Here is a 25,330-nt window from a genome sequence, read left to right as displayed (position 1 = left end):
TGTCGTAGTCGTAAGGTTCTCGGATGCAAGGTCAACCTGCGTACCCCGGCTTCAGCGGCCGCAGTTCCCCCTGGCCAGTGGTCGCGGCCGTGCTGATCGGCTGCTGGACGGTTGCGGTCACAGTGGGCGCCCAGACCGGTGGTTGGCTCACCGATCAGGTGCTGCTGGGCTTCGGACGGGACCGAGTCGGCTGGCTCTGGCCGGTTCTCGGCCTGGCCACCGTCGTGTTGGTGGGCACACCCGCCCTGCTGCTGGCGCTGCTCCCCCGGTCGGCCGCGGTCCGGGCCACCGGACGGGTCTGGTTGATCGGGGCACTCGCTCTCGGCGTGCTCACACTGCTGCGGGTCGTGCCGCCGGTGCACCACGAGGCGTACCTCGCCGCGCTGGCCGGCGCGGCGGTGCTCAGCGCGGTTGCCGTGCGCTGGTCGGCGCGGCGGTGGGCGTACCCCGGGCTGGCTGGCTCGGTCGGCGGCCCGGCACCCACCGCGGACGGCGACGCCACACGGCCCGGGGCCACCGGAGACAGCGACGCCACCCGGCCCGAGGTCACCGGGAGTCCGACGCCGGTCGGACCCCAGCGACGCCCGCGCCGGATCGGGCCGGTGCCGCTGCTCGCGGTCGCCGCCGGGTTGGCGCTGCTGCTGCCGTGGGCCTGGCTGGGCGCGCTCGGCGGCCTCCTGGAGACCGCACTCGCGCTGCTGGCGGCCGCCGCGCTCGGGATGCTGGCCGCGACTCTGCTGGATGCCCCCTTCTGGTCCCCGTTCGCGGTTGGGCGGCCGCCCCGGCCGGCCCGGCTGGTGCTGGTCGGCGGCCTGGTCGCCGGGGTGGCGCTGCTGCTGCTCGCGGCCGGGACCGGCCAGTCCGGAGCGCAGTTGCCCGCCCTGCTGACCCTGCCGCCGGTGGGCTTCGCGTTGGCCGCGCTCTGGGCCGCGACCTGGCGGCCCGCCGCCGACCCGGCCACCGCTGACCCGGCCACCTCCGAGCCGGCCACCTCCGAGCCGGCCACCTCCGACCCGGCCGCCGCCACCCGCGCCGGGCGAACGGCGACCGGCTGGCTCGTGGGCCTGGCCGCGCTCGGCCCGCTGGCCTTCACCGACCCGGAAGAGATCAGCCTGCTGCTGGTCGGCACCCGGGACGTCCCGTTCTGGGTGGCGGCCGCCGCCGGCGCCGGGCTCGCCGTCGCGGTCCTGGTCGCCATCGGGTACGCGGTGCTGCTCGCCCGGCCGACGGCACGCACCCCGAACAGGCGGATCGCCGCGGTGGCGGCCGTGGTGCTGCTTGTGGCGTTCGGCGTGGTCGACCTCGGCCCCGGCCAACCGGGCCTGTACGGCGAGCGGCTGTTCGTGGTGCTACGCGCGCAGGCCGACCTGGGCAATCTGCCGGCCGGTGCGCCGGGTCGGGCCGGGCGGGACGCCCGCGCGGCGGAGGTCTACCGGCGACTCGTGACGACCGCCGAGCAGAGCCAGGGCGACCTGCTCCGGGGGTTGAACCGGCTGCGCCTCGACCCGGTGTCGTACTACCTGGTCAACGCCGTCGAGGTGGACGGCGGCCCGGCGGTGCGGGCCTGGCTCGCCCGCCGACCGGAGGTGGCCCGGGTGCTGGTCAGCCAGCGTCTGCGCCCGCTGCCGGCCCCGGCCGGGCAGAGCCGGGGCAGCGCGCCCAAGCCCACCGGCCCGGAGTGGAACATCCGCCAGATCGGCGCCGACCGGGTGTGGTCCCAACTCCGGGTCACCGGCACCGGCATCGTGATCGGCAGCTCCGATTCGGGGGTGGACGGCACCCATCCGGCGCTACGAGCCGGGTTCCGCGGCGGGGACGACTCCTGGTACGACCCGTGGGACGACACCCGGAGCCCGACCGACCAGGGCGGGCACGGCACCCACACGGTGGGCAGCGCGGTCGGGCGGGACGGCATCGGGGTGGCACCTGACGCGCAGTGGGTGGGCTGCGTCAACCTGGACCGCAACCTCGGCAGCCCCGCGCACTACCTGGACTGTCTCCAGTTCATGCTGGCGCCCTTTCCGGCCGGCGGCGACCCGTTCACCGACGGCCGTCCGGAGCGCGCCCCGCAGGTGCTGACCAACTCGTGGGGCTGCCCGCCCATCGAGGGTTGCGACCAGCGTGTCCTGCGGCCGGCCACCGCCGCCCTGGACGCCGCCGGGATCTTCGTGGTCGCCGCGGCCGGCAACACCGGCCCGTGGTGCGCGTCGATCGACGATCCGCCGGCCCCGTACGCGGACGTCCTGACAGTGGGCGCGGTGGACGCCCAGCGGCGGGTCGCCGAGTTCTCCTCGCGCGGGCCGGTGTCCGGCGGTGCGAACAAGCCGGACGTGCTGGCACCGGGGGTGGGCGTGGTGTCGGCCATGCCGGGCGGCACGTACGGCGCGCTGGACGGCACGTCGATGGCGACCCCGCAGGTGGCCGGGGTGGTCGCGCTGATGTGGTCGGCGAACCCGGCGCTGGTCGGCGACGTGAACCGGACCCGGCAGATCCTCCGGGACACCGCCACTGCGGCGACGCCCACCTATCGCTCCGACAGCCCCTCCGACGCCTGTGGTGCTCCGTCGAACGTGACAGGCGCCGGCCAGGTCGACGCCTACGCGGCCGTTCGCGCAGCCCAGCAGTAGGAAGGTTTCCTTCCTGAAGCGCTGAGCCGGGGGTGCGGCTCGCCACCCGGTGATCTAGGGTCGGCGACCATGGACGCCGAGATCACCGTCACCGAGCTGACCGCCGACCTGGTCCCCAGCGTCGTACAGCTCTGCCAGCAGGCTCTCGACCTGCCCGAGGACGCCGCCGAGGCGGCTTCCATCGTGGACGTGCTCTGGCCCCGGGCCACCGCCGACCGGTCCGTGGTCGGGCTGGGCGCGTACCGGGGTGCGGACCTGGTCGGGGTGCTGATCTGCTCGGTGTCGTCGACCGAGCCGGGGATCGGGCACGTGGACCTGGTGGCGGTCCTCGCGGATCAGCGGCGTCGGGGCGTCGGCCGGGCGCTGCTCCAGCGGGCCGAGCGGGTGCTCGCCGAGCGCGGGGCGACCGAGGTGCTGCTGGCCGGGAATCCGCCGTACTACGCGTGGCCGGGCATCGACGTCCGCTACACGCCGGCGGTCTGCGCCGCCCTCGCGCTCGGCTACCAGCAGGACCGGACCGCCTGGAACATGACCGCGGACCTGTCGTACGACGGGTCGCCGGCACTGCGGTCCACCGAGGCGGCGGAGCGGCGGCTGGCCGACCAGGGCGTCACCGTACGCCGGGCGGAGCCGGCGGACCTGCCGGCGCTGACGGCGTTCGCCCGGTCCACGTTCGGCGGCACGTGGGACGGCGAGTTGGCCGGGTCGGTGGGGCGCGCCGACGCCGGCTGCCACCTGGCGGAGCGGAACGGTGAGGTGCTCGGCTTCGCCGCGTACGGGTCGTCCCGGCCGAGTTGGTTCGGGCCGATGGGCACCGCGCCTGCCGCGGAGGGGTCGGGCATCGGCGGGGTGCTGTTGCGGCGCTGCCTGCGCGACCAGCGGGCGGCGGGGCTGGACCGGGCACAGATCGGCTGGGTGGGGCCGGTGCCGTTCTATTCGGGCAGCGCGGGTGCGTGGATCGAGCGGGTCTTCTTCCTGTACCGGCGAACCCTATCGAGGGCATAACCGGGGCAAACAGGACATAGATCCATTCGCCCGCACCGGCCATCGACGCCCCCTACGGTTTCGGTAGAGGAGGCAGCCATGACCACGGATGACAACCAGACCGAGGACGGCCCGCCGATCACCTGGAAACCGGTCGGCGAACTCCCGGGCCAACTGCCGTTCGACAGGCTCGACTACGGCGACGCCGAACAACTCGCCGAGATGACCACCGACGGCGAGTCGTCGGTGGCCGAGGAGCCGCAGGAGATGGTGGACGCGCCGATCCAACTGCTTCCGCCATACAACCGGGCGCACAAGCGGCGCAACCAGCGCCCACTGCCGACCTGACGACGAACGGGGCGGACCGCGTCAGCGGCCCGCCCCGTTCGGTGTGTCGGAACTGGACTCAGAAGTCCATGTCCCCGCCACCCGGGCCAGCCGGGGCAGCCGGGGACTTCTCCGGCTTGTCCGCGACAACAGCCTCGGTGGTGAGGAAGAGCGCCGCGATGGAAGCGGCGTTCTGCAGCGCCGAGCGCGTCACCTTGGCCGGGTCGATGATGCCCGCGGCCAGCAGGTCGACGTACTCGCCGTTGGCGGCGTTCAGACCGTGACCCGCTTCGAGGTTACGGACCTTCTCCACCACGACGCCGCCCTCAAGGCCGGCGTTGACGGCGATCTGCCGCAGCGGGGCGTCCAGCGCGACCTTGACGATGTTCGCACCGGTCGCCTCGTCGCCGACCAGGTCGAGCTTGTCGAAGGCGGTCTTGCCGGCCTGCACCAGCGCGACGCCACCACCCGGGACGATGCCCTCTTCGACGGCGGCCTTCGCGTTGCGAACGGCGTCCTCGATGCGGTGCTTGCGCTCCTTGAGCTCGACCTCGGTGGCCGCGCCGACCTTGATCACCGCAACGCCGCCGGCCAGCTTGGCCAGCCGCTCCTGCAGCTTCTCCCGGTCGTAGTCGGAGTCGCTCTTGTCGATCTCGGCCCGGATCTGGTTGACCCGGCCCTGGATCTGCTCGGCGTCACCGGCACCGTCGACGATGGTGGTCTCGTCCTTGGTCACCACGACCTTGCGGGCGCGGCCCAGCATGTCGATGCTGGCGGCGTCGAGCTTGAGGCCGACCTCCTCGCTGATGACCTGGCCACCGGCGAGGATGGCGATGTCGGTCAGCATGGCCTTGCGGCGGTCACCGAAGCCCGGCGCCTTGACGGCGACCGACTTGAAGGTGCCACGGACCTTGTTGACCACCAGGGTGGCGAGGGCCTCGCCCTCCAGGTCCTCGGCGATGATCAGCAGCGGCTTGCCCGACTGCATGACCTTCTCCAGGATCGGGAGCAGGTCCTTCACCGACGCGATCTTGCTGTTGGCGATCAGGATGTACGGGTCGTCGAAGACGGCCTCCATACGCTCCGGGTCGGTCATGAAGTAGGCCGAGATGTAGCCCTTGTCGAAGCGCATACCCTCGGTGAGCTCCAGCTCAAGCCCGAAGGTGTTGCTCTCCTCGACGGTGATGACGCCTTCCTTGCCGACCTTGTCCATCGCCTCGGCGATGATCTCGCCGACGGTGCTGTCGCCAGCGGAGATGGAGGCGGTGGAGGCGATCTGCTCCTTGGTCTCAACGTCCTTGGCGAGCTTGGACAGCTCCTCCGAGACGCTCAGGACCGCGGCCTCGATGCCCCGCTTCAGGGCCATCGGGTTGGCGCCAGCGGCCACGTTGCGCAGGCCCTCGCGAACCAGAGCCTGGGCCAGGACGGTCGCCGTCGTCGTGCCGTCACCGGCAACGTCGTCGGTCTTCTTGGCGACCTCCTTGACCAGCTCAGCGCCGATCTTCTCGTACGGGTCCTCGAGCTCGATCTCCTTGGCGATGCTCACACCATCGTTGGTGATGGTGGGGGCACCCCACTTCTTCTCGAGCACGACGTTGCGGCCCTTGGGGCCGAGCGTCACCTTTACGGCGTCGGCGAGCTGGTTCATGCCACGCTCGAGGCCGCGGCGCGCCTCTTCGTCGAACGCGATCATCTTTGCCATACGGCGTTGTCCTCCTGGACACTCACGGCCACCCGAGTGTGTGTCCCGGATGGGCCGCCTGGTGTACGCATTTGGGACGTCGCCACCAGGCGACGACGACGTCCTTCGGCCGGGCCGGATAGCCCGCGACGACCGGCCATGTGTCGCCCCGGCGTCTCCACGCCGGTGCAACCTGGCCCCACCGTCCCGACCATTGGCACTCACGGTATGCGAGTGCCAATGACTTGTTTAGCACTCTCCCCTGCCGAGTGCAAGCACGATGCCGCCGCTCAGCCGAGTTCCGCGGCCAGCCCTGCGGTGTTCACCGGTGCCTCATGGGCGCGCTGCTCCGCGTACGTCACCAGCAGACCGATCATCTGGGCGAGGTGGGCAGGCAGGGCCAGCACGGCGGTGATGCCGATCACCACCACCACTCCGGCGGCGGTACCCGCCGAGGCGAACGGGTCCGTTCCGAACGGCGAGGTGCCCAGCCCTTCCAGAACACCGGGGATCGCTGTGCCGACGAAAACCGCCAGGACCACCAGGGCCACCCGACCGAGCAGCAGGCCGAGGCGGTCGTGGAACATCCGGAACGACCGACCGATCGGATTGTGGCGTTCGAAGAGGTAGACCGGGCCGGCCATGCTCAGCGCGAAGCCCAGGTAGATGCCCGGCAGCACGCAGAAGCAGAAGCCGACGCCGATCAGCAGGCTGACCAGCAGCGTCCAGCCCCACAGCCCGAGGGCCCGCCGCAGGCCGTAGCGCAGCGCCGACTCCAGGCTGGCCGGCTGACCGGCCGCCTGTTGGGTGATCACCCAGGTGCCGGCGCCCCACCCGACGCTCTGTACCAACCCGACCAACAGGCTGCCACCAATCAACACGACCAGGAGGCTCAGCAGATCGGCGGCGAAATTGTCAGGCAGCACCGGGCTCGCGCTCGATCCGGCCTGGGGGGCCCAGTTCGCCGACGGGTCAAGCCCGAGGGAGAGCACCGAGAGCACCGCCGCCGGCAGCACCTGGGTGAGCAGCATGATCGGCACCAACTGCCGCCAGCCTCGGCGCAGCGCTCCCGCGCACCTGTTGAACCAACCGCCGAGGCCCGCGCCGGGCGGCGTGACCAGGGCGTCGTTCGGGTCGAACCCGTAACCCGGCGGGTACCAGCCGACCGGCGGCCCCGGATACCACGGCTGTCCGCCGTAGGGACCCGACCCGGGCGGGTAGCCCTCGGTGGGCGGGAACGCCCAGCCCTGCGGCGGCGGGGCCGCACCCCAGACCCCCTGCGCGGGATCCCAGCCGGGCGGCGGGCCGGCGTGGCCGGAGGGTGGGCCGGCCGGGGGCATGCCCGGCCCCCAGCCGGGCGGCGGGCCGGAGGGGCCGGGGGCGCCTGCGGGCGAGGACGGGTCGGAGGGGTCCGGCTCCCCCGACCCGGAGGACGGAGTGGGCGGGGGCGGCTGGTCGGTCATGAACGCTCCTCGGCATCGGCTGGAACGGTTCACGATCTTCCCGGGTGCACGCCCCTACCGCAGCCCCGACTCACGCGGCCAATCGGCCAGGAAGATCAGCCGATGACGCGCACGTGCTCTGCCTGCGGACCCTTCTGGCCCTGGGCGATCTCGAACTCGACCCGCTGACCGTCGTCCAGCGCCTTGTAACCGTCCATTTCGATCGCGGAGAAGTGGACGAACACGTCCTGACCGCCGTCGACGGCAATGAAGCCGTAGCCCTTCTCGGCGTTGAACCACTTCACGGAGCCCTGTGCCACGGTGCACTTCCCTCACTCTGCGCGGCGTGCCTGACCAGGCGCGCGGCACGGCCGAGCGCCCCCGGACCACCGACTCAGCGATCGATGACCGCCATTGAAGTGGTGACCGAAATCGCACGCTACACGAGGAGTGACGGCCGCGCACGGCCACAAATCGGACACACGTCGGGGGTGCCCAATTGTGTCCATTCCCTGTGGTAGGCATGCGGACATGACCACCGAACTGGGCTCGCCGGCCCTGCGGCTCGCCGAGATCCGCCGGGTCCGGCCGGAGGACGCCGCCCGGATGCGGGCGCTGCGCCTGGAGATGCTGGCCGACGCGCCGTTGGCCTTCCTGGAGACCCTGGCGGACGCGGCGGCCCGACCGCACAACGAGTTCGCCGCCCGGGTCGCGTACACCTCGGCCGGTTCCACAAACGCGCAGTTCATCGCGGACCCGGGCGGCCGGCTTGTCGGGCACGCCGGTGGCACGACCGCCCCGAACGAACCCGGGCTGACCGTGATCTACGCCGTGTACGTCACGCCCACCTGGCGCGGCAGTGGCCTGGTCGGCGAGCTGATCGACGGGGTGGCCGCCTGGTCGCGAGCCTGCGGCCGACCGGAGCTGCTGCTGGAGGTGGTGGTCGGCAATGACAGCGCCTACCGCGCCTACCAGCGCCTGGGCTTCGAGGACACCGGCGTACGGGTCCCCCACCCGACCATCCCAGCCCTGAACGAGCTACAGATGCGCAGAACCGCCTAGAGCCGTGCCCACGAAGGGTTTCCGGGGCAGCCCGACCCGCGCAGGGATCAAGCCAGACCGCCCGGAGCGGGTCGGGCTGCCCCGGAAACCCCCAACCGCAACCAAAGATCAGACGTGCCGCCGAGACTGCACAATCCGGAAGCGGTTCGAAACGTAAGCCCCATCGGTCAACGCCGAGTTCGCCGCCGCGTTGGCTCCGCTGCCGTGGAAGTCGGAGAACGCCGCCGACTGGTTGACGAAGACACCGCCGGTGAGGTTGCAGGACAGGTGCACCCCGACCTCTACCGCGACCGCCTCGGTCGCGTCCAGCACCGCCTCGTCGGTCGAGTAGACCCCGGCGGTGAGCGCGCCCTTCTCGCCGACCGTCCGGCGCAGCAGCTCGAGGCTGTGCGCGGTGGAGTCGGTAGCGATGGCGAACGAGATCGGCCCGAACCACTCCCGGCCGTACGTCTCCGCGTCGTCCGCGGTCAGCTTCACGATCGTCGGGGTACGCACCACCGCGTCGGCGTACGACGGGTGGGCCACGGCCCGCGACTCCAGCACCGGCTCGCCGACCTTGGTCACCTCGGCCAGCCGTTCCAGCACCCCGTCGTTGACGATGGCGCCGGTCAGCTCCACACCTCGGGCCGGGTCGGCGGTGAGCTTGCCGACGGCGGCGGCGATCCCGCCGGCCACCTCGTCGAAGCTCTTGTGCCCCTGGTCGGTCTCGATGCCCCCGGCGGGGATGAGGATGTTCTGCGAGGTGGTGCACATCTGCCCGCTGTAGAGGGTCAGCGTGAAACCGAGGTTGCGGCACATGCCGGCGAAGTCGTCGGTGGAGTCGATGACGACCGTGTTGAGGCCGGCCTTCTCGGTGTAGACCGACGCCTGCCGAGCGTGGGTCTCCAGCCAGTCGCCGTACTCGGTGGAGCCGGTGAAGTCGACGATCCGGATGGAGCGGTGCAGGGCCAGGTCGCTGGCGAGCTTCTCACCGGGCGCCTCGGCCGCCAGCATGATCAGGTTCCTGTCGAACCCGGCCTCGGCGAGCACCTCCCGGGCGTACTTCACGGTGATGGCCAGCGGCAGCACCGCGCGCGGGTGCGGCTTGACGATCACCGGGTTGCCGGTGACCAGCGAGGCGAACAGCCCGGGGTACGAATTCCAGGTCGGGAAGGTGTTGCAGCCGATCACCAGCGCCACCCCGCGCGGCACCACGTGGAACGTCTTGGTCATCCGCAGCGGGTCACCCTTGCCGGCGGCCTTCTCCCAGCCTGCCGTGCCCGGGTGCCGGGTCATCTCGGCGTACGCGTACGCCAGCGCTTCCAACGCCCGGTCCAACGCGTGTGCGCCGCCGGCCTGGAAGGCCATCACGAACGCCTGCCCGCTGGTGAACTGCACAGCATTGGCCAGCTCGAAGATGTGCTTGTGCAGCCGGTCGAGGATCTCCAGGCAGACGCCCACCCGGGCCTGCGGGCCGGCGTCGCGCCAGGCCGGCAGCGCCGCGGAGGCGGCGTCGACCAGCTCGCCGGGGCCGGCATGCGGGTACCGCACCGCCAACTCCACCCCGAACGGGCTCGTCTCGGTGGCGACCCGTGCGCCCGCGCCGGGCTGGTCGAGCGGAAAGTCACCACCGAGGTACGCCTCGAAGGCGGCCTTACCGTCGGCGGCGGCGGTCTCGCCGTACACCCGGGGGCTGGGGGATTCGGGGTAGGCGGACCAGTAGCCCCGCTCCGTGATCGCGGTCAGCGCACGGTTGAGGGTGTCGGCGTGCCTGTCGTACAGGGGATGCGGGGTCTCCGTCATGCCCGCAATCATGCCTGAGGACCCACCGCGAGCAGTAGCGCCGATACCTGTCAGAGGGTGAGCTGCCAGTCGGTCCAGGAGTCCACCGGGCGGAAGCCGAGCTGTTCGTTGATCGCCACCATGTGGCTGTTGCTGGCGGCGTTCCAGGTGTCGATCACCTGTATCGCCGGCTCGTGGGTGAGCAGGTGGTGCAGGTTCTCGGCCTTGGCGATGAGGCCGAGCCGGTGGCCACGGTGGGCCGGGTCGACGATGGTGATCTGCTGGTACGCGTGCCAGTCGGCGGCGGCGCCCACGTCCAGCAGCGTCCAGGCGACCAGCCGACCGGACGCCTCGTGCCGCATCCCGAGGTGGTAGCGCCGCCGACCTCGGGCATCCAACGCCCGTTCGTTGCCCCGGATGCGCTCGGCGTCCACCTGCTCCGGCTCCCACTGCACGTCGCCCATGGGCGCGTCCATCAGCAGCCGGCCGTCGAGGTAGGCGATGTCGGTGACGTACTCCGGTGGGGTCGTCCCCTGCCAGCAGACCGACTGATAACCCTCGGCTCGCGGGCGGGCCTCGGCGAGCGCCGCCCGCAGCGCGACCCGGTCGATCTTGTCGACGTCGAGCCGGCGACGCACCTCGGCGAGGGCGGGTTGGGCTCCGGTCGCGGCGGCGAACGCGTCGCCCGCCGCACTTCTGGCCGGCCCGCCGGGCAGCGCGGAGACGGCCATCGCCACGACCCGCTTGCGGCCGTGCTCGCGGAGCAGGCGCACCCCGTACTCGTGCAGGGCCCGGCCGATTCCCCGGCGCCGCAGGTCCGGATGCACCAGCAGCTCGGCGGTGGCGTTGTCGGGGTTGTCGAGCTGCGGCAGGTCCAGTTGGAGGTAGCCGGCCGGCACGCCGTCCAGTCGGGCCAGCGCCCAGAGCGACCGGGTGCCGGGCATCGGCGTGTGGAACAGCGCGTCGAAGCGACGCCGGCAGAAGGGCGGGAAGTCCGGCAGATCGACGTCGTTGACGGCCGATCCGATCCGGTACGCCTCGTCGACCGAAGCGTGGTCGGCGCCGTCGAACGACGCGATCGTGATGCTCATGCCGCTGAGCGTGCACCCGGGAAAAGCGATCGGGCCAGCGATTAATCGCTGGCCCGATCGAACGTGGTCGGGAGGGACACTCGCACAACGCCTCCGGCGTTGGGTCGCAAGAACTTCAAAAGTCTTCGGCGAAATGCCCTCCCGCACGGAGCATCTTGCGCCGTCCGGTTCCTGCCGTCAAGTCCGTAGCGGCGGGTTTTCCACACTCACAGCGAAAACCCAGTTACCGACTGATCCACTCGGACCCCCGGTTCAGCCGAGGAGACCGGCGTCGCGGGCGGCGCGCAGCGAGGGCTTGATGTGGTGGGTCGGCCCGACCTCGCCGGCCACCGCGTCGATGGTCTTCAGACCCTCGCCGGTGTTGAACACGACGGTCTCGGCCGTCGGGTCGAGCCGACCGGACTCGACCAGCTTGCGCAGCACGGCCACCGTCACCCCACCCGCGGTTTCGGCGAACACCCCTGTGGTACGGGCCAGATCGCGGATGCCCGCACGGATCTCGTCGTCGTCGGCGTACTCCATCCAGCCGCCGGTGCGGCGGACCGCCTCCAGGGCGTAGAGGCCGGCCGCCGGGTCGCCGATGTTGAGCGACTTGGCGATGCCGGTCGGCTTGACCGGGATGATCGTGTCGGTCTCGGCGTGCAGGGCGGTGGCGATCGGGTTGCAGCCGGCCGACTGCGCGCCGAAGACCTTCCAGCCGCCGGCCGGCGCCTCGACCAGGCCGATCTCGACCAGCTCGGAGAACGCCTTGTCAATCTTGGTGAGCAGCTCGCCGCTGGCCATCGGAATGACCACCTGCGCCGGGATCCGCCAGCCGAGCTGCTCGGCGACCTCGTAGCCGAGGGTCTTGGAGCCCTCCGCGTAGTACGGCCGGACGTTCACGTTGACGAACGCGGTGTCCTCGAACTCGTCGGTCTCCACCAGTTCGCCGCAGAGCCGGTTGACATCGTCGTACGAGCCGTCGATGGCGACCAGCTCACCGCCGTAGACAGCTGTGGTGATGACCTTGCCCTGCTCCAGGTCGCTGGGGATGAAGACCACCGAGGGCACGCCGGCGCGGGCGGCGTGGGCGGCCACCGAGTTGGCCAGGTTGCCGGTCGACGCGCAGGCGAACCGGGTGAAGCCGAGAGCCTTGGCGGCGGTGAGCGCCACCGAGACGACCCGGTCCTTGAACGAGTGGGTGGGGTTGGCGCTGTCGTCCTTGACCCAGAGCGGCGCGGTGATGCCCAGTTCGGCGGCGAGGTGCGGGGCCGCCACCAGCGGGGTCAGCCCCGGGTCGAGGGTGACCCGGCTGGCCGGGTCCTGACCGGCGGGGAGCAGGGCGGCGTACCGCCAGATGTTGTTCGGGCCGGCCTCGATCTGTTCGCGGGTGACGGAGGCCAGCGCGGCGGTGTCGTAGTCGACTTCCAGTGGGCCGAAACACTCGTAACAGGCGTGCTGGGCGGCGAGCGGGTAGCGGGCCGAGCAGGCACGGCAGACCAGGGCGCGGGCGGGGCTGGCAGAGGTGTCAATGCCGGAGGTGACGAGCGTCGACGTCATGTCGAGGTCCTCTCATCTTTCCCCGCATCGCACGGTGCGGCGGGGACGGAATTGGCACCTGCCCCGCGGGTCGCTCAGCGGTGAGCGCGCGGGGTGGTTGCCGGGGCGTCGTCGGGCCGTATCCCTCAGCCCCTCTGGATGAGGTATTCAGTTGTGCCGTCGAGTCTAGGACAACGCTGTCGGCCGCTGCCACCGCTGTTCCCAGGGAGTGGGTCAGCGGGCACTCACGGCCACGGGGTCGGTCACCGCGATCGGGTCCGTTACCGCGCCGGGCTGGGGCAGCGACGTGGTTCGGGGCCGGGCGGCGAGGTTCGCGGCGATCAGGGCGGCGATCGTGATGGCGGCCCCGACCAGTTCCACCGGCTCGGGGCGGTAGCCGCGGGCGATCTGCACCGCGAAGGTGGTGACCGGGACCAGGTTCATGAACAGCGCGGCGTTGGCGGCGCCGAGTCGCTGCACGCCGGTGTTCCAGGCCAGGACCGCGATCACGGCGCCCACCAGCACGGCGTACGCCAGCTGTGGGGCGACCGCCACGAGGTCGGCGGCGGCCGGCGCGTGCTGCCAGCCGACGGCGTCGGCGCCGATGCTCAGGACGAGCATGGCGGCCGTGCCGGCGAGCGCGGTCAGCGTGGTGAAGCGCAGCGGTGACCATTCGCCGAACCGGCTGGCGCCGTGGGTGTAGATGCCCCAGCCCAGCACCGCGCCGATCATCATCAACCCGCCGAGGCCGAACTGGCCGAGCCCGGCCAGGCTCCCGCGCGTGATCACCAGGCCGACTCCGAGGAGCGCCACCAGGGAGAGGGTCAGCAGGAGCGGCTTCGGGCGTACGCCGTCGCGAGCCCAGCGGACGAGCTGGGTGATCACCGGAGTGGTGGCCACGAAGAGTGAGATCTGCTGCGGGGCGGCGTGTTCGAGCGCCAGGTTGGTGAGCAGGTTGAAGCCCGCGAAGCCGACCACCCCGAGCACCACCACCTCCAGCGCCCGGCCACCGTGCCGCAGCGCGCCGGCACCCTCGCGCAGCAGCAGGATGGCGACCAGGACGACGGCGGCCAGCAGGTAGCGCGCGGTGGTCAGGTTGAGCGGGTCGACCCGGTTGAGCGCGCTGGCCAGGATCGGGAACATCACGCCCCAGCCGAGCACGGCGACCAGTGGGTACGCGGTGGCGCGGGATCGCATCGGCAACTCCAATGTTCGAGTATCGTCGAACCAACGACACCGACCATAGGGTGTTGTTCGATGATTGTCGAACAAGGGTTACACTGGTCACATGGAGCCGCACGAGCCCGACCTGACCGCCGTACCGGTCACCAACGTGTTGGCCGCACTCGCCGACGACGTGCGGCTACAGATCGTCCGGGCGCTCGCCGAGGGCGGCGAGTCCCCCTGCGGCAGCTTCGACTTCGGCGTCTCCAAGGCGACCCGCAGCCACCACCTGAAGGTGCTGCGCGAGGCGGGCCTGACCCGGACCCGGGCCGCCGGCACCAGTCGACTGGTCCGACTCCGCCGGGACGAGTTGGACAAGCTCTACCCCGGCCTGCTGGACGCGGTCCTCACCCAACGCCCGCCGGCCTGACCCCGCCCCGCCCTGGCCTGGCCCGCCCTGACCCACCCCGGCCGCAGCCGACGGCGGCGGGTGGGACCTGCCTCAGGCGCTCGCTTTGGAGCTGAATCGTCTACGACATCAGCGGAGAGGCGCAGCCCGACGGGGCGCGTAGGCCCGCCCCCGCCCGGCGCGCCGCCGAAGCCGCCTCGTTGAGGCTTCGGCGACGCGTGGCACGGGCGCGGTCAGACGGACACCGCGTCGGGCTCGGCCGCCGAAGCCGATGCCAATGCCGAGGGGGTGCCGGTGCGGTGCCTGGCGAGCAGCGTGTCGAGCGCCCAGGCGCCCGGGCCAAGGGCCGCGACCAGCAGGAACGCCCAGCAGAAGAGCGCCGCCTGCTCGCCTCCGTTGTGCAGCGGAAGCAGAGCGTCCGGCTGGTGCACCACGAAGTAGGCGTACGCCATCGAGCCGGAGGCGAGGAGCGCGGCGGGTCGGGTGAAGAGCCCGACCAGCACCAGTACGCCGCAGACCAACTGGATCAGGGCGGCCCACCAGCCCGGCCAGGTGCCGAGCGGTACCGCCTTGCCGGTCATCGGGTTGCCGCCGAACAACCCGAACACCGAGGACAGGCCGTGCAACGTGAACAGCAGGCCGATCACGATGCGGAACAGGGACAGGGTCGGCCCGCCGAGCCGAGAGACGTTCATGACACCTCCATCGAATGGAATGGATGAAGCCCGTCCATCGTGAGGCACAAAGACATCGAAAATCATAAGTTCCTTGCTGGTGGGAAAATCCCCCCTGAAAATGGTATGACGATTCACCACCCCGCCCCGCCCGCTCTCCGCGATCTTGCATTTACTGTCGCGGCATAGCGGGCACTCCACGCATATCGGCAACCGAAACTGCAAGATCGGCGCGAGCGGGGGCCGGGGCGGGCGATGGTTTGGGTTCTTCGTGGGTGAGGATCGACGGATGATCTCTCGGGGGACAGCGGCGCGGCGACGGAGCAGCACGGCGTCCGCGACGGTCACGGTGTTCACGGCGGCTCTCACACTCGGCGCGTGTCTACCTGGCGACCATCGCGGCCAGGGCGGCCCGGACGGCCCGCGACCACCCACCACGCCCACCACCGCCGCCGCAAGTCCGTCGGGGAGCGTCGACCCGCTGGCCGAGTGCCCGGCCAGCGGCGTTCGGATCCGGTCGACCGGTGGAGACGCCGCGATGGGCCTGCGCGCCCTGGGCTTGGAGCTGGTCAACTGCGGCGAGCGCCCCTACCAGCTCAACGGGTACCCGGTGCTGCACGTGTTCGACGAGGAGCGCGAGCCGATCATGCTGCGGGTGGTAAACGGCGCCAAGGAGATCACCTCCGGCTTCGACCAACCACCCCGGCCGGTCACCCTTGCCGCCGGGGAGCGGGCCACCGCGGTGGTGCTCTGGCGCAACCTGGTCACCGACTCGACAGTGGTGGCCACCAACGGCGAGTTCCTGACGGTGGCACCCGCCGCCGGGCAGCCGGCCGAAGAGGTCGACCCGGACGGGCCGATCGACCTCGGCAACACCGGCCGGATCGGCGTCAGCGCCTGGAAGAAGGCCGATCCGTCCACGCCGGTGCCGACCCGGCCGGCCCCGCCGCCGGCGCCGAGCGCGGTGCCGTCGTCGGTGAGCCCACCCGACAGCGTGCTGTGAGCCAGCCCGTTACGACGTGATGTCCTTGCGGGTGAAGCGCCAGAACGCCAAGCCCCAGAACAGTGTCGCGTAGCTGATCGCCGAGATGCAGCCGCGCACCACGTCGTCGGTCTGCACCGGAGTGGACAACAGGCCCAGCCAGGCGGTGCTGAAGTGGGTGGGCAAGAAGTCGCGCAGCGCGCCCAGGGCGGTGATCTGGTCCAGGATGCTGGACAGGATCCAGAGCAGAACCGCGCCACCGACCGCGCCCAGCGCGGCGTCCGTGATCACCGACAGCAGGAACGCCAGGCCGGCCACCACCAGCAGTACGACCGCCAGGTAGCCCAGCACGGCCAGCAACCGGAGCAGCCCCTCGGTGGGTTCCAGCTCGGCGGCGACAGTGCTGCGCAGCGGCGACCAGCCGTAGCGCAGGGTGCCGGCCAGCAACGCGGTGCCGGCCAACAGCAGCAGGGCCAGTCCCGAGTACGCGAGCGCCACCACCAGCTTCACAGTCAACAACCGCGCCCGGGGCACCGGGATCGCCAACAGATACCGCAGGCTGCCCCAGCTCGCCTCACTGGCCACCGTGTCGCCGCAGAACAGTGCGACGACCACCACCAGCAGGAACGACGCCGACACGAAGATCGAGAACAGGGTGAAGTTGAGCCCGCCGGAGGTGGCCAGGTCGACAAGGCTGGCGAACTCGTTGTTGCCGTTGTCGTCGTCGCCACCGGAGTTGAACTGGAACGCGATCAGGATGATCAGCGGCAGCAACACCATGAACCCGAGCGCCAACTGGGTTCGCCGCCGGGACGCCTGTCGACGGAACTCCGCCGCGAACGGCATGGTGGCCGACGGTCGGTAACCACGGGCCTCCCCCGCGTCAGTAACAACCATCACCGGTCACCGCTTCCCCGAGAGTTCTCGCCCACCAGGGCGAGGAACGCGTCCTCCAGGCGCCGCCGAGGCACCACCCGGTCCACCCCGATGCCGGCGCGCACCAGCTCTGCCACCACCTCGCTGCGGGCCGTGCCGTTGGTGTCGACCACCAGTTGGCCGTCGCTCTCCGGCAACACGCGAACCCCGTGCAGCCGGTCCAGCACCGCCCGCGCCGCCACCGGGTCGGTGACGTCGAAGAGCACGCTGGGTGACTCGCCCACGATTTCCTCCACCGGCCCGGACGCCACGATCCGGCCCTTGTTCACCACCACCGCGTGCGTACACGTCTGCTCCACCTCGGCCAGCAGATGGCTGGAGACCAGCACCGCCCGGCCGTCGGTGGCGTACCGCTGGAGCACCCGGCGCATCTCGGCGATCTGCGGCGGGTCGAGCCCGTCGGTCGGCTCGTCCAGGACCAGCAGTTCGGGGAGGCCGAGCATGGCCTGGGCGATGGCGAGACGCTGGCGCATGCCGTGGCTGTAGTTCTTGATCCTCCGGTGCACGGAGTCGCCCAGCCCGGCGATCTCCAGCGCCGCGTCGAACTGGGCGTCCTCCCACGGCCGTCCGGTGGCCCGCCAGTACGCCTTCAGGTTGTCCAGACCCGACAGGTGCGGCAGGAAACCCGGCCCCTCCACGAGCGCCCCGATCCGGGACAGCACCGGCGAGCCGGGCACCAGCCGACGACCGAAGACGTAGATCTCCCCGGCGGTCGGCTGGGTCAACCCCATCAGCACACGCAGGGTGGTGGTCTTGCCGGCCCCGTTCGGTCCGAGTAGACCCACCACCTGACCCGGGTGCACCTCGAAGTCCACGTTCGACACCGCGACGAAGCCGTCCGCGTACTCCTTGCGCAGCGCGCGCACGGCCAGCGGGGTGTCCGCGTACTCCGGATGCACCGACCGGTCCTGGCGGCGGTGCCGCCGGCGGACCAGGGCGACGACCACGACGAGCCCGATCACGATGGCGGCGAGCAGGCCGGCGAGCACCCAGCGCCAGATCGTCGCCGCGGTGGGGATCGGCTCGCCGTTGACAGTGGGCAGGCTGACCGCGCCGTCCGCGGCCACCGTGTAGACGGTCGGCGCGGCGGGCGTGGTGTACGCCTGGTCGGAGGTGGCCACCACCAGCCGCAGCCGGTGCCCGGCCTCCACCCGGCGGACGATCCCGGGCAGCGTCACGGTGACCGGGCGGGCGTCCTGCACCTGCCGCGGTAGGCCGGTGAGCCGGATCGGGGCGACCAGGCCGTTCGGCAGGGTGGCCGCGCCGTCCGGGTCGACGTCGTAGAGCTTGACGAAGAGCACCGCCTCGCCGGTCGGTGACGCGGCGCGCACTGTGACTGTGGGCGCACCGGCCACGTCGACCGCCTCGGTCAGCGGGGTGGACTCGAACTGGGCGTGCTGGCCGGGCACGTCGCCGGCCACGCCGTCCAGCAGCGAGGCGAGCCCGCCCGCGAACGGGATCGAGGAGATGGCGGCCGGGTTGCCGTTCGGCGGGTTCGCGATCGGCTGCGCCGGGCCGGCGACCGTCACCTCCCGGCGGGCGTTGCCGGTGAGGCCCGGGTAGTCGGCGCGACGGAAGCCGGTGGCGACGAGACCCCGGTCGAGGGCGTCGAAGCCGGCGATCCGCGACCAGGTGAAGTCGTCGCCGGGCGCGTCGCCCTCGCCCTTGACGTAGTGGTCGAGCCACTGGACGGTCAGGAACTTCACCCGGTCCTCGTCGGAGCGGGGTCCACTGCCGCCGTCGTGCCCGCCGGTGAACCAGGCGACGCGTACCGGGGTGCCGGTGGCGGCGATGCCGCGCGCGTTCGCGTCCGCCTCGCCGAGCGGGAAGAGCGTGTCGGCCTCGCCCTGCACCAGCAGGGTGGGTGCCTTGATCCGGTCCAGCACACCCGCCGGGCTGGAGCGGCGCAGCAGGTCCACGGCGGCCTGATCCCCGCGCCCGGTGGTGGCGATCCGGAGGTACGCGGCACACACGTCGGCGGCGAACCGGCCGCAGGACGGGTCCGCGGCACCGGCCGGGGCGCCACCGGGACCGCTGCCCGGGCCGGCGCCCGGCCCGGGGCTGGGCGGGCCGGCCGACGCCGGTGCGCCCTGCGGCTGGGCGGCGGTCGCACCGGAGAGCCCGGCCGGGCCGGAGCCCACGTTGCCGCCCGCGCCGAAGAAGAGACCGGCCCAGCCCTTCTTGAACACGCCCTCGGTCGGGGCTCCGCCGGTGCTCTCCGGCAGGAACGCGCGGGACAGGTCGTTCCAAGTGATCATGGGCACGATCGCGTCGACCCGACGGTCCTGGGCGGCGAGCAACAACGCCAACCCACCGCCGTACGAGCCGCCGACCACACCGACAGTCGGGTCGCCGGCAGCGTCGGTGCGCACCTCCGGCCGCGCGGCCAGCCAGTCCAGCAGCCGCTCCGCGTCGCGTACCTCGTAGTCCGGGTTGTCCAGGTGGATCTCGCCGCCACTACGGCCGAAGCCCCGCGCCGTCCAGGTGAGCACCGCGTAGCCGCGCCCGGCGAACTCCTCCGCGTCCGAGCGCACCGACTCCTTCGTGCCGCCGAACCCGTGCGCCAGCAGCACCGCCGGCACCTTCCGACCGGACGAGGCGTCGCCCGGCAGGTAGAAGGTGGTGTCCAGGTCCACCGGCTGGTCGCCGGATGGTCCGGAGCGGACGGTGAGCATCGCGCTCTCGGTGCGTACGCCCGGTCCCTGTGGCCACACCGCCCAGGTCACGGCGGCGGCCAACAGCACGACGACCACCGCGGCGGCGGTCGCGTGGCGGCGGGTGGGCAGGGCACGCCGGAACCACGCGGCCGGCGACGGCGATGTCATGCGGCACACGGTACGGCCCGCAGCCTGAGCGTTGGCTGAGATCCGCCGTACGTCCGTCCGGTTGCCCCGATCGGTGCGCAGTGGGGTGCGAGCGCGCAACGTCCGACGCGGCACAGTGAGTTGAGTTCGGATCCCGTGAATTCCGATCTTTCTCGGATATCCACCTCGATCCCTCCATGTCACACCCACAGACGACACAGAGCGTGCCGGTAACGAGGACAAATGGTGACATGGCTCGAAGTGACGCGAACCTGACTCGCCGAGTGAGGTCTGACCAGTGGAGGGTTCGATTAGTTTTCCGGTCCGGTGCACGGGACTTGTCGGCTAGTCCGACGCCGCGCCGATCCGCGCCCCACGCCGGAGGAGACACACATGACAGTCCCCGCGCCGCGGGCCCGTCGACGGCCGTCCACGCTGGGCCGACTGCTGCCCCTGCTGCTCATTGGAGCACTGCTGGCGCCGTTGGGCCTGCTCGTCACGACGAACTGGCGGCAGACCACCGACGACCGGGACCTCGCCGCCCGAGAACGGCTCGGAGTGCAGTACCTCAAGGCGCTGGCCCCGGTCACCGACGCCCTCGTGGAGGCCCAATCCGCCGCGGTGAACGCTCGCCCGGTACCCCGCGAAGCGCTCAACCAAGCGGTCGAAGTGGCCGCGGAGGTGGACGCCCGCATCGGCGGTGAGCTGCTCACCCAGGAACGCTGGGCCGGCGTACGGGCCAAGCTGGAGGCGTTGCGCGGTCGTAGCGCCGCCGACCCTCTGTCCGCCTACACGGCGTACGGGGAGGTCTCCGACCTGCTGCTGGCCCTGCACCGGAAGGTCCGGGAAAGCTCCGGGCTGGTCCGCGACCCGGAAGCCGACTCGTTCTTCCTGCAGGACAGCGTCGGCCAGGAACTCCCCGAGGCAGTGGTGGCCGCCGGCCGGCTCGGCGACCTCGGCACGCTGGTCGCCCGCCGGCCGGCCGCCGAGCAGCCCCGCGGCCTGCTGGAGCTGACCGGCCTGCGGGTGGCCGCCCTGTCACCCGCCACCGACGTCGTGGACAACCTGCGCTCGGCCGTGGACGGCTCGGAGAGCACCGACCTCGGCGCCAACGTGCTGACCCCGCTGGACACCTACCAGCGGTCGGTGGAGGCGCTTGCCGCGTACTCCGCGCCACGCCCGGACACCGGCAAGGTGGACCCCGGCCAGTTGGGCGCCGCCGCGCTCAACGCGCACCGCGCTGCCCGCCAGCTGCAACCGGTCATCCTCGCCGAGCTGGACGCGCTGCTGGTCGAGCGCATCGATGGCCTCGACCGGGACCGCTGGCTGACCGTCGGGGCCGGAGTCGTCACCGCGCTGCTGCTGGGCTGGCTCGCCGCGCTGCTGATCGCCGCCGGGCGCCGGGCCCGGCGCCGGGCCGCGCAGGCCGCGACCCACACGGAGAGCCCCGATACCCCGCTGCCCCTCGACCCCTGGCAACCGCCGGCCGGCGAGCCGAGGACTCTGCAACCGGCCGGGACGGTTCGCGAGCCGGAGACCGCACAGTGGGGGGCTTTCGATGCTGCTCGGTAGGCTCCGGATCCGCGGCAAGCTCGCGTTGCTCGTGGTGATCCCGCTGCTCAGCATGGTCGGCCTGGCCGTGCCGGTGATGCTCGACCGGGTCGCCGCGGCACAGCGGGCCGGCGACACCGCCGAACGGGTACGGTTCGCCAGCCGGGTTGGCAGCCTGGTCCAGGACCTCCAACAGGAACGCATCCTCTCCGTCGGCTTCCTGCTCGGCCGGGTCGAACGGAGTGAGCTGGTCCGCAAGTCCGCCGACGTGGACGACCGGGTGGCCGACCTACGGGCGGCGCGCAGCGACGCGTTGACCGACCGGGTCGACAGCGCCCTCGACGGGGTGTTCAGCCTCGTCGAACTGCGGACGGCCGTCCTGGCCCGGACGGCGAACCCGGGCCAGGTGATGGACGCTTTCGGTCCGGTCAACATGGGGATCATCGCGTCGCTGCGGTTGATGTTCGGGGTGGACACCGACACGTTGCCGGGTCGGCAGGTTCTCGCCCTCGACGGTCTGCTCCGCGCCGACGAGGGCCTGGGCGCCTGCGCCACCCTGAGCCTGCTGGTGAAGGCGGTCGGCACCCCGGACACCACCGCCGGTTACGTGGCGTGCATCGCCGCGCTCCAGGTCGACAACACGCGCTTCCGCACTCTGATCACGCCCGAGCAGCTCACGGTGGCCCAGCTCAACGACGCCGCCGTGGCCGCGCGTACCAGCCCCGACTTCCTGGTCCGCAGCGCCCGGGACCCGGCCGCCGCGGTCCGCGACGTGCCGATGGAGGCGCTCTTCCCAGCCGTCCGCACGATGATCCGGCTCGGTCAGTTCGTCGAGAAGAAGCTGGTCGCCGACGTGCTCGCCGAGGTGACGGCCGAGCAGCGGCGCGCGTTGACCGCCGCGTACCTGGTCGGTGCCGTGACGGCGTTGATCCTGACGCTTGTGGTTCTGCTCGGCGTGGCGGTGGCGCGGACGGTGGCCCGGCCGCTGACCCGACTCACCCGCTCGGCCGACCGGGTCGCCCGGGTCGCCGAGGCGGAGCTGGTCCGGGTCACCGACGACGAGGCGGAGAAACCTCAAGCGGTCCGGCTGGAACCGGTGGACATCCGCGCCAAGGACGAGATCGGCGACCTGGCGCGGGCCTTCGACCGGGTGCAGAACACCGCGGCGCGGCTGGTCGAGCGGCAGGTCGCCGGCCGGCGCAACGTGGCGCAGATGTTCGGCCACGTCGGGCGGCGTACCCAGAACCTGGTGGGTCGGCAGATCGCGCTCATCGACCGGCTCGAGCAGCAGGAGGCCGACCCCGGCCGCCTGGAGCACCTCTACCGACTCGACCACATCTCCAGCCGGTTGCGGCGTAACGCCGGCAGCCTCGTGGTGCTCTCCGGCTCGGCCGGGGCCGACGCGCACACCGCGCCGGTGCCGTTGGCCGACGTGGTCCGGTTGGCGCTCGGTGAGATCGAGGACTACACCCGGGTGGAGGTGCAGGTGCCGGCGGGCGTCTCGGCCGCGCCGGCGGTGGTCGGTGACCTCGTCCTGGCGCTGGCCGAGCTGATGGAGAACGCCACAGTCTTCTCCCCGCCGCACACCCGGGTGCTGGTGGCCGCCGAGACGTCCGGCCTCGGTGCGCGGCTCACCGTCGTGGACCACGGCATCGGCATGAGCGAGCAACGGCTGGCCGAGGAGAACGCCCGGTTGACCCGCCGGGAACGGCTCGACCTGGCCCCGACCGAGGTGCTCGGTCTCTTCGTGGTGGGCCGGTTGGCCCGTCGGCACGGCTGGCAGGTTGCCCTGGCCGCCACCGGCGGCGGTGGGGTGACCGCACAGCTGGAGATCCCGTCGGCGTCGCTGGTGCTGCGCCGCGCCGACCGCCCCGGGGCCGCCGTGGCCCGCGCCTCGGTGCCGGATCGGGACCGGCGTACGACGGCGGCGACGCTCGACCCCGAGCACGGCGCGGGGCCCCGCGCGACGGCCGTCGCCGCCGTGCCGGCCCGCTTCGACTCGGACCTGCTCAGCCGGGCCACCCGCAGCCTGGACGCCGGCCCGTCCTGGAACGCGTTCGGTCAGGACCAGCCGGAGCCGGCCGTTGCCGAACCCCAGAGCCCGGAACCGGCGGGCAAGCCGGCCGGGCCACGGGTGCGGCAGCGGGTGCCCGGGGCCACTCTGCACGCCACCGCCGCGACGACCCGGCCGGTGGACGCCACCGGCGCGGACCCCGCCGCCGCCCGCGCGCTGGTCGAAGCCTTCCAGGCCGGTGTACGCCGCGCCGAACTGCACGTGGCACCGGGCCTCGGTGGTACGTCGGCGCGGACGGCCAGCGACCCGTCGGCCAGCGCCGGGACGGCCGTGGTGGACCCGGGCACGACCGTCGACCTGCCCAGCACGCCGGGAGGCGCCGGCCCCACGGTGCCGCGTGCTGGCGGCTCGGCCGATGCCGCGCCGGGACGGCCCCGATTGAGCCGACGGGTACCGGGGGCGAACCTCACCGCCATCCCGGCCTGCCAACCGCCCAGTACGCATCTCGGTGACCCGGCCGAGGTCCGCGACCTCATCAACGAGTTCGAGGCGGGCGTCGCCCGCGCTCTCCGCGAAGTCAGCCCCGACCACCGGAACGAAGAAGGATCATCACGGTGACCAGCCCCTTCCTGCACGACAATGTCGACCAGAGTCAGCCCAGCGCCACTGGGGACCTCAGCCCGGAGGCCCGTACGTTCAACTGGCTGCTGGACTCCTTCACCTCCAGCACCGCAGGGGTCCTGGAGGCGATCGCGGTCTCCTCGGACGGTCTGCTGATGGCCATGTCGGCGATCAAGGATCGGTCCAACGCGGAGCGGTTGGCCGCCGTCGTGTCCGGGATGACGAGCCTCGCCGGTGGGGCCGCCAGTTGGTACGCGCTCGGCGGCCTGAACCGGGTGATCGTCGACATGGCCGACGGCTACCTGCTGATCAGCGCGATCAGCAGCGGTTCCGTGCTCGGGGTGGTCGCCGACCGTTCGGCGAACCTGGGCACCGTCGCGTACGAGATGACGCTCTTCGCCGGGCGGGCCGGTGGCGCCCTGACCCCGCGACTGATCGTCGAGTTGAAGAACGCCGTTCAGCAGTGACCCCCGACGTCGCCGGCGAGGATCCGGATCCGGAACCCAGGGTTCGGATCCGCCCGTACCTGCGCACGTCACCCCCTACCGGGGACGGCGCGGCGGCGACACCGGCGCTGCCGGAGCCGGACGGGGACCAGCCGGCCGGCCCCCGTCCGTTCGTGCTCACCTCGGGGCGGGTGGCGGGCGCCGACCCGGCGATCGGGCTGGAGACCCAGGTGACCGTCCGCGCGGACAGCGGCTGGTGGGCCGGCTCAACCGGTGCCCTGCTGGCACCGGAACTTCAGACGATCATCGCGCTCTGCGCGGAGCCGATCTCGGTGGCCGAGATCTCGGCCCGCGCCCGACTGCATTTCGGCGTGACGCGGGTCCTGGTCGGCGACCTACGCGCAGCCGGGCACCTGGACGTGCACGTCACCGACACCGACGACTCTGTCGACCCCGATCTCATCCTGCGAGTGATTGATGGACTCCGTGCGATCTCCTGAATGGCCGGCCGCCCCGCTCGGCGGGGTCGCCGCGAACAGCGCCGCCGCCCGTTACGGCATGTCCCCGGGCACCGGGCCGATTGTCGGGCGGGCCGGCCCACCGCCGACCGCGCCGCCGCCGTACCGGCCTTCGTCCGAGACGGGTTCGATGTCGCCGCCGGCCGGTAAGCCGGCCGCACCGCCGATCCCGGTCAAGATCCTGGTCGCCGGTGGGTTCGGGGTGGGCAAGACCACCACAGTGGGTGCGATCTCCGAGATCGCGCCCCTGACCACCGAGGCCGAGATGACCACGGCCGGGATCGGCGTGGACGACCCGGGTGCCCGGTCCACCAAGACCACCACCACTGTGGCGATGGATTTCGGCTGCGTGACGATCGACCGCAGCCTGAAGCTCTACCTGTTCGGCACGCCGGGGCAGACCCGGTTCGGCTTCATGTGGGACGACCTGGCCCGGGGAGCGCTCGGCGCGCTGGTGGTGGTGGACAGCGCACGGCTGGACGACTGTTTCCCGGCCATCGACTTCTTCGAGCGGGCCGGGTTGCCGTTCGTCGTCGGGGTCAACGCCTTCGACGGGCGACTGGCCCTGGAGCTGGGCGAGATCCGCTGGGCCCTGGCCATCGGCGATCATGTACCCCTGGTGCAGTTCGATGCCCGCGACCGGCTCTCGGTGCGGGATGCCCTACTGGTCGTCCTGGACCGCGCGCTGGACCGCGCTACCCGGGACAGGAGGGCCTGA

The 25,330-nt window shown here is 72.0% G+C and carries 21 protein-coding genes and 1 riboswitch; of the genes, 11 read left to right on the top strand and 10 right to left on the bottom strand.

The features are described 5' to 3' along the window. The first annotated feature begins 23 nt into the window (after positions 1–23). From IW248_RS27645 to IW248_RS27635, 3 genes are all read left to right on the top strand, one after another. On the top strand, positions 24–2,627 hold the full coding sequence (locus tag IW248_RS27645) for a S8 family serine peptidase (protein ID WP_196929285.1): 2,604 nt from the start codon (positions 24–26) through the stop codon (positions 2,625–2,627). A 69-nt stretch (positions 2,628–2,696) separates the two neighbouring features. Continuing rightward, on the top strand, positions 2,697–3,632 hold the full coding sequence (locus IW248_RS27640) for a GNAT family N-acetyltransferase (protein WP_196929284.1): 936 nt from the start codon (positions 2,697–2,699) through the stop codon (positions 3,630–3,632). A gap of 78 nt (positions 3,633–3,710) precedes the next feature. Continuing rightward, entirely contained in the window at positions 3,711–3,959 is a 249-nt protein-coding gene (locus IW248_RS27635) for a hypothetical protein (RefSeq protein ID WP_124822245.1), read from the top strand. A 58-nt stretch (positions 3,960–4,017) separates the two neighbouring features. On the opposite strand, the gene groL is transcribed toward IW248_RS27635, so the two are convergent. The 3 genes from groL to IW248_RS27620 all read right to left on the bottom strand — a co-directional run bounded on the left by groL (position 4,018) and on the right by IW248_RS27620 (position 7,381). After that, positions 4,018–5,640 carry a chaperonin GroEL gene (groL, locus tag IW248_RS27630; protein WP_196929283.1) on the bottom strand — a complete coding sequence of 541 codons (1,623 nt, stop codon included), beginning with the start codon at positions 5,638–5,640 and terminating at the stop codon, positions 4,018–4,020. A 269-nt stretch (positions 5,641–5,909) separates the two neighbouring features. Next, positions 5,910–7,082, bottom strand: a complete 1,173-nt coding sequence (locus IW248_RS27625; protein WP_196929282.1) for a hypothetical protein — start codon at positions 7,080–7,082, stop codon at positions 5,910–5,912. Positions 7,083–7,177: 95 nt separating this feature from the next. After that, a complete protein-coding gene (locus tag IW248_RS27620; protein ID WP_124815530.1) occupies positions 7,178–7,381 on the bottom strand; it encodes a cold-shock protein in 204 nt (67 codons plus the stop codon). 211 nt (positions 7,382–7,592) lie between these two features. Here IW248_RS27620 and IW248_RS27615 point away from each other — a divergent pair, with 211 nt between their 5' ends. Next, positions 7,593–8,123 (top strand): GNAT family N-acetyltransferase, encoded by a 531-nt coding sequence (locus IW248_RS27615; RefSeq protein WP_196929281.1) that lies wholly within the window; start codon positions 7,593–7,595, stop codon positions 8,121–8,123. A gap of 108 nt (positions 8,124–8,231) precedes the next feature. Here the strand turns inward: IW248_RS27615 and paaN are convergent, their stop codons facing one another. The 4 genes from paaN to IW248_RS27595 all read right to left on the bottom strand — a co-directional run bounded on the left by paaN (position 8,232) and on the right by IW248_RS27595 (position 13,690). After that, positions 8,232–9,905 carry a phenylacetic acid degradation protein PaaN gene (gene paaN / locus IW248_RS27610; RefSeq protein WP_196929280.1) on the bottom strand — a complete coding sequence of 558 codons (1,674 nt, stop codon included), beginning with the start codon at positions 9,903–9,905 and terminating at the stop codon, positions 8,232–8,234. A 50-nt stretch (positions 9,906–9,955) separates the two neighbouring features. Beyond that, entirely contained in the window at positions 9,956–10,975 is a 1,020-nt protein-coding gene (locus IW248_RS27605) for a GNAT family N-acetyltransferase (protein WP_196929279.1), read from the bottom strand. 252 nt (positions 10,976–11,227) lie between these two features. Next, positions 11,228–12,514, bottom strand: a complete 1,287-nt coding sequence (gene thrC / locus IW248_RS27600) for a threonine synthase (RefSeq protein WP_124815522.1) — start codon at positions 12,512–12,514, stop codon at positions 11,228–11,230. Positions 12,515–12,523: 9 nt separating this feature from the next. Then, positions 12,524–12,659, bottom strand: a riboswitch (SAM riboswitch). Positions 12,660–12,727: 68 nt separating this feature from the next. Further along, positions 12,728–13,690: a DMT family transporter gene (locus IW248_RS27595; protein ID WP_196929278.1), complete on the bottom strand. Its 963-nt coding sequence runs from the start codon at positions 13,688–13,690 to the stop codon at positions 12,728–12,730. 91 nt (positions 13,691–13,781) lie between these two features. On the opposite strand from IW248_RS27595, the gene IW248_RS27590 reads away from it, so the two are divergent. Then, positions 13,782–14,087 (top strand): ArsR/SmtB family transcription factor, encoded by a 306-nt coding sequence (locus IW248_RS27590; RefSeq protein ID WP_124815519.1) that lies wholly within the window; start codon positions 13,782–13,784, stop codon positions 14,085–14,087. 212 nt (positions 14,088–14,299) lie between these two features. Here IW248_RS27590 and IW248_RS27585 read toward each other — a convergent pair whose 3' ends face one another. Next, complete coding sequence (locus IW248_RS27585) at positions 14,300–14,761, bottom strand: DoxX family protein (protein WP_196929277.1); 462 nt, start codon at positions 14,759–14,761, stop codon at positions 14,300–14,302. Between the two features lie 268 nt (positions 14,762–15,029). On the opposite strand from IW248_RS27585, the gene IW248_RS27580 reads away from it, so the two are divergent. Continuing rightward, positions 15,030–15,743, top strand: a complete 714-nt coding sequence (locus IW248_RS27580; RefSeq protein ID WP_196929276.1) for a DUF4232 domain-containing protein — start codon at positions 15,030–15,032, stop codon at positions 15,741–15,743. A 9-nt stretch (positions 15,744–15,752) separates the two neighbouring features. Here the strand turns inward: IW248_RS27580 and IW248_RS27575 are convergent, their stop codons facing one another. Then, positions 15,753–16,619, bottom strand: a complete 867-nt coding sequence (locus IW248_RS27575; RefSeq protein ID WP_124815188.1) for an ABC transporter permease — start codon at positions 16,617–16,619, stop codon at positions 15,753–15,755. Further along, complete coding sequence (locus tag IW248_RS27570) at positions 16,619–19,483, bottom strand: alpha/beta fold hydrolase (RefSeq protein ID WP_196929275.1); 2,865 nt, start codon at positions 19,481–19,483, stop codon at positions 16,619–16,621. The genes IW248_RS27575 and IW248_RS27570 overlap by 1 nt, the downstream gene beginning before the upstream one ends. A gap of 372 nt (positions 19,484–19,855) precedes the next feature. Between IW248_RS27570 and IW248_RS27565 the strand changes: the two genes are divergently transcribed. Genes IW248_RS27565 through IW248_RS27545 form a run of 5 tightly spaced genes read left to right on the top strand, consistent with a single transcriptional unit; the run spans position 19,856 to position 25,330 of the window. Continuing rightward, a complete protein-coding gene (locus tag IW248_RS27565; RefSeq protein ID WP_196929274.1) occupies positions 19,856–21,034 on the top strand; it encodes a hypothetical protein in 1,179 nt (392 codons plus the stop codon). Then, positions 21,021–23,645: a sensor histidine kinase gene (locus IW248_RS27560; protein ID WP_196929273.1), complete on the top strand. Its 2,625-nt coding sequence runs from the start codon at positions 21,021–21,023 to the stop codon at positions 23,643–23,645. The genes IW248_RS27565 and IW248_RS27560 overlap by 14 nt, the downstream gene beginning before the upstream one ends. Further along, positions 23,642–24,115: a roadblock/LC7 domain-containing protein gene (locus tag IW248_RS27555; RefSeq protein WP_124816260.1), complete on the top strand. Its 474-nt coding sequence runs from the start codon at positions 23,642–23,644 to the stop codon at positions 24,113–24,115. The genes IW248_RS27560 and IW248_RS27555 overlap by 4 nt, the downstream gene beginning before the upstream one ends. Continuing rightward, positions 24,112–24,594 (top strand): DUF742 domain-containing protein, encoded by a 483-nt coding sequence (locus tag IW248_RS27550; RefSeq protein ID WP_196929272.1) that lies wholly within the window; start codon positions 24,112–24,114, stop codon positions 24,592–24,594. Before IW248_RS27555 ends, IW248_RS27550 begins: the two co-directional genes overlap by 4 nt. After that, positions 24,572–25,330: a GTP-binding protein gene (locus tag IW248_RS27545; RefSeq protein WP_196929271.1), complete on the top strand. Its 759-nt coding sequence runs from the start codon at positions 24,572–24,574 to the stop codon at positions 25,328–25,330. The genes IW248_RS27550 and IW248_RS27545 overlap by 23 nt, the downstream gene beginning before the upstream one ends.

Origin of the sequence: Micromonospora ureilytica, from assembly GCF_015751765.1 — a bacterium.
Lineage (GTDB): Bacteria > Actinomycetota > Actinomycetes > Mycobacteriales > Micromonosporaceae > Micromonospora > Micromonospora ureilytica.
This window is presented reverse-complemented; position numbering and strand designations above follow the sequence as displayed.